Source organism: Promicromonospora kroppenstedtii DSM 19349 (genome assembly GCF_000515355.1).
Lineage (GTDB): Bacteria > Actinomycetota > Actinomycetes > Actinomycetales > Cellulomonadaceae > Promicromonospora > Promicromonospora kroppenstedtii.
The window spans coordinates 3,482-7,768 of sequence record NZ_KI911735.1; the positions used below are offsets into that span (position 1 = coordinate 3,482).

At 73.2% G+C, this 4,287-nt stretch carries 3 protein-coding genes; all 3 read right to left on the bottom strand.

Annotated features, from left to right (window positions below; all coding sequences use genetic code 11):
• The coding region (locus PROKR_RS22065) for an AI-2E family transporter (protein ID WP_245605928.1) at positions 1-1,054 on the bottom strand (1,054 nt) is incomplete at its 3' end.
• Between the two features lie 354 nt (positions 1,055-1,408).
• Positions 1,409-3,244 carry an SLC13 family permease gene (locus PROKR_RS22070; protein ID WP_036967550.1) on the bottom strand — a complete coding sequence of 612 codons (1,836 nt, stop codon included), beginning with the start codon at positions 3,242-3,244 and terminating at the stop codon, positions 1,409-1,411.
• A 1-nt stretch (position 3,245) separates the two neighbouring features.
• Positions 3,246-4,287: gamma-glutamyltransferase family protein (locus PROKR_RS22075; protein ID WP_036967553.1), on the bottom strand; the 1,042-nt coding region annotated here is incomplete at its 5' end.

A 4,287-nucleotide genomic window follows, 5' to 3' on the forward strand; every position in this document is an offset into this window, starting at 1 on the left:
CCGGCGCCGTCCGGCGCAGCGTGCTGAAGACGGCCCAGGCCACCGCGGTGAGCGGCACGGCCACCACGGCGCCCAGCAGGCCGCCGAGCACGGAGCCGGCGGCCACCACGAGCGCCATGACGACGGGGTGCAGCGAGACCTGCTTGCCGGTGATCAGCGGCTGGAGCACGTTGGCGTCGATCTGCGCGACGACGACCATGCCGATCAGCACCACGAGCGCGAGCACGGGGCCCTTCGCGGCCAGCGCGACGAGCACGCTGATCACGATGGCGGCGACGGGTCCGATCATCGGGACGAACGCGCCGAGGAACACCACGACCGACAGGGGCAGGGCGAGCGGCACGCCGACGACGGACAGGAAGATCCCGGCCAGGATGCCGTCGGACAGCGCGACGAAGAACATGCCCCGGGTGAAGCCGGAGAACGAGTTCCAGCCCGCGGCGGCCGCAGCCTCCCAGCGGTCGTGCCGGTCGGCGGGCACGAAGTCCAGCACCCAGCGCCACATGCGGCCGCCCTGGGTCAGGAAGAAGACGGTGCAGAAGATCGCGAGGACGACGGCGGTCGCGCCCTCCGCGACCGACCCGGCGCTCTCGGCGGCGGTGCCCGCGTAGTCGCCGGCGTGGGCCTGGAGCCAGGCGCCGCCGTCGGCGAGCCAGTCGCTCGGCGTGCCCAGCCCGGCCAGCATCGGGATGCCGGTGAGCAGCTCGGCGAGGTCGGTCAGGCCGGTGGCGAACTCGGTGGCGAGGTCCTCCCACCTGCTGACCACGGACGAGACCACGTAGGTCACGAGCGCGCCGACGGCGAGCACCGCCGTCAGCAGGGACGCCGCCATGGCGAGGCCGCGCGGCATGACCCGGTCGTAGAAGTCGCCCAGCGGCAGCAGCACGGTGGTGAAGACCAGCGCCAGGAACAGGGCGACGAACACGACCTGGACCAGGCCCACCACGTAGAACACGACCGCGACGGCGGCCACGATCCCGACCAGCTTCCAGGCCACCTCGCCCGCGGAACGGATCCACGGGGCGCCGAACGTGGCGGGCACGTTCTGGGGCACGGCTTGTCCGGCGGCCTGTCCCGGCGCCGGATCCCGCGGGGTGGTGGGCGGCTCAGCCGCCGTCGTCGGCGCTACCGTCGGCGCTTGTGCCGTCATCGCCATGCTCCCGATTTTGTTATGGGCGAATTGTCCAGGGCGGACCCTAGCGGCGGCCGCTTCTCTCGACAACTCCCGCCCGACGGGCGGTACGACGACGCCTGCGCCTGCTACCGGTCCGCACCGCGCTGCCCGACGCCGAGCCCGACCGGTCCGGGCACCGGGCCACCCACCGGGCCACCGACGGTCGCGCCCTGATCCGGGCGCGCAGGCGCCGGGGCTGAAGCCCTGGTGGAGAGGCTCGGCCGGCAGACCTGGTCAGAACGGCCACACGAGCGGCACCACGACGACTGTCACGGCGAGCTTCCACACCAGCACGACCGTGCCGATCCGCCAGAAGTCGCCGAACCGGTAGCCGCCGGGGCCGTAGACCATGAGGCTGACCCCGTTGGCGAACGGCGTCATGAACGAGGCGCTGGCCCCCATCGCCACGGCCATGACCATCGGCAGGCCCGCCACGCCGAGCTCGGCGGCGGTCGCGAGCCCGATCGGCATCATCACCAGCGCCGTGGACGTGTTCGAGATGAACTGGCTCACCAGGGCGCTGGCGAGGAACACCCCCGTCAGCACGGCGTACGGGCCGCCGGCCCCGAGGGCGCCGACCACCAGGTCGCCGATCAGGGTCGCCGCGCCGGTGGTCCCCATGGCGATCGCCGGCGGGATCATCGCGCCGATCAGCACGACCGTGTTCCAGTCGATCCCGCGGTAGAGCTGCGGCAGGGACACCACCCGGGCCACCACCATGAGGGTCGCGCAGACCACCGCGGCGACCGCCGCCGGGACCAGGTCGAACGCGAGCAGCACGATGAGCAGACCCAGGATCGCGAGCGCCGCGGGCGCGCCGCGCCCGAGAGCCACCGTCTGGCGCTTGACGACCTCCGGGGAGTCGACGACGAGCACCTGGGGGTCGGCCAGGTAGCTGTCGAGCGCCTGCCAGGTTCCCCGCAGCAGCAGGTGGTCCCCCGCCTGGAGCTCGACGGGCTCGGCCCGCAGGTCGGTGCCGCCGCGCTGCACGGCGAGCACCAGGAGGCTGCCGTCGTCGGTGACCATGCCGGGGAACGCGGGCTTGCCCACCAGAGCGGACCGCGGCGGCACCACGACCTCCGCGAGGCCTGAGTCCCGGCTCAGCAGCACGTCGGCCACGGGCGCGCCGTGACCGTCACCATCGCCGCCGCCGTCGTCGTCCGCGCGGATGGCGAGGTGCAGGTCCAGCGCGGCCCGCCCGACCTCCTCGGCGTCGCCGCGCACCAGGAGCAGGTCCCCCTCACGCAGCTCGCGCCGCAGCGGGGTGGTGCCGTCGGGCTCGACCGCGGCGATCGTGACCAGGCCCCGGTACGGCGCGAGGCCGACCGCGCCGGGGGCCGAGCCCAGCAGCGGCGAGGAGTCCCGCACCCGCAGCCGGTGCAGTCCCTCGCGGAGCCGGAACTCCTCGACGAGCGTCTGCGCGTGCGCGCTGAAGTCGGCCGGGATGGCCTGGCTCTGCCGCTCCGGAAGCAGGCGGCGACCCAGCAGGACGACGATCGCGATGGTGCCGACCAGCTGCGGCAGGCCGACCAGCGACCACTCGAAGAACCCGATCTCGCCGGCGCCGGCCTCCTCGGCCTGGGTCGCGGCGATGACGTTGACCGGCGTGCCGAGGAGGGTGAGCTTGGCCCCCGTGAGGCACGCGAAGGCGAGGGGGATCATCAGGAGCGACGGCGCGGTGCGGGTCCGCACCGCGACGATCACCACGACGGGCAGCATCGCGGCGACCGCGCCGTTCATGCCGATCAGGCCGCTGAAGACGGCGGCGACCACCATGATCGCGATCAGGCGCGTGGTGTCGCTCGAACCAGCGCGGCGCATGAGGAGCTGGCTCGCCCAGGCACCGACTCCGGCGTTCTCCAGCGCCACCGCGATGCCCAGCAGCGCCGCGATGAAGATCACCACCGGGTCGCCGAACCCGCCGAGCATCTCCGGCGCGGAGATGACACCCGTGACGAACAGGGCCAGCGACGCAAGGACCGCGACGACCGCGGCGGGGATGCGGTTCCAGACGAACAGCGCCATGGCCGCGAGGATGACCCCGAGCGTGATCGCGATGTCGGCGGTCACGTCAGTACCCCAGCGCTGCACCGTCGCCGCGCGGGTCCGCTCCCCCTTCGTAGAGCCCCTGGGCCCGGTCGACACGGATGGCCTGGGCGTGGCCCATGTTGTCGTTCCACCCGGTCACCATCTGCACCGGCTGCCCGCGCCGCTTGAGCTCGCGCGCCGTCTCGTCAGAGATCCGGCCCTCCAGCGAGAGGGAGCGCGACGGCGTGCCCCAGGTGCGGCCCATCAGCCAGCGTGGCGCCTCGATCGCCTGCTGCACGTCGTACCCGAAGTCGAGGATGCGGGTGGCCAGGGCCGCCTGCGACTGCGGCTGCCCCTCACCGCCCATCGAGCCGAAGGCCAGGTACGGCTCACCGTCCCGGGTCAGGAGTGCCGGCACCAGCGTGTGGAACGTGCGCTTGCCCGGCCGCAGGTGGTTGGGGTGGTTCTCGTCGAGGGAGAAGAAGGCACCGCGGTTCTGCAGGATGACGCCGCTGTCCCCGGCTACGACGGCGCTGCCGAAGTCGTGGTAGATCGACTGGATCAGCGAGACGACCAGGCCGTCGGCGTCGGCCGCCGCGAAGTAGCACGTGTCGCCGTCCGGCACGGGGCGGGCGTGCGCACGCGGGTACGGGATGCCCGCCGGCACCGTCGCGATGTCGAGGGCCCGCCCGGGGTCGATCAGTGCCCGGCGCTCGTCGGCGTACGGGCGGCTGATCATCCGCTCGATCGGGAGGTCGACGAACCGCGGGTCGGTGAGCCACTCGTCGCGGTCGGCGAACGCGACCTTCACCACCTCGGCCATGTGGTGGTAGTAGTCGGCCGTACCCTCGCCCCAGGCGGCGACGTCGTACCCGTCGAGCAGGTTGAAGACCTGGAGCGCCGTGAAGCCCTGGGTGCTGGGCGGCAGCTCGTGCACCTCGTATCCCCGGTAGGTGGTCGAGATCGGCTCGACCCACTCGGCGTGGTAGGCGGCCAGGTCGTCCGGCGTCAGCGGCGACCCCTGCGCGCCCGGCGCGGCCAGGTGCCGTGCCAGGCCGCCCTCGTAGAACCCGCCGCGCGCCCCG